1 protein-coding gene is annotated in these 513 nt (G+C 74.9%); it reads right to left on the bottom strand.

All coding sequences use genetic code 11. The features are described from left to right. Nucleotides 1-83: 83 nt before the first annotated feature. Nucleotides 84-513: hypothetical protein (locus KBX53_RS35460; RefSeq protein WP_210864085.1), on the bottom strand; the 430-nt coding region annotated here is incomplete at its 5' end.

Raw genomic sequence — 513 nt, forward strand, 5'->3', positions numbered from 1 at the left:
GCTCGGCGTCGACCGGCAGCCGGTCCGCGAGCCCGCCCCCGTCGGCTGAACCACCGACCGGCGGACGAGCCCGCCGGGACCGATCAGGTCAGCGCGGAGCAGGCCACCACGCCGGCCAGCAGCAGCGAGCCCACCAACGCCTGCAACAGCAGCGGTGGCCCGAGGTGCGACCAGAGCGTCGCGGTCCGTGGGGTCAGCAGCTGCCCGGTGGTGAGGTTGACGATCCGCTCGATCCGGGGCGGCAGCTCCGGGTCGCGTTGCGGGCGCACCGTGAGCTGCACCTGATCCGCCGGGTGCAGGGCGCTCTGCGGCAGGTGACCGTGCAGCTCCACCTCGCAGAGCTGACCGGCGGCGTTGCGCAGCCGCACCGGTGTGACCAGGTATTCCGGGCCCTGCTTCAGCTCCTTCCAGCGGCGTCGGGTGCCGCCGCCGCCGAAGGAGAAGAGCGAGCGCAGCAGCAGGGCGGGCAGCCGGGCGAAGGCCGCCGCGCCGAGCACCGCCACCAGCACCGGC

Origin of the sequence: Micromonospora sp. M51, assembly GCF_018070305.1 — a bacterium.
Classification (GTDB): Bacteria; Actinomycetota; Actinomycetes; order Mycobacteriales; family Micromonosporaceae; genus Micromonospora; species Micromonospora parva.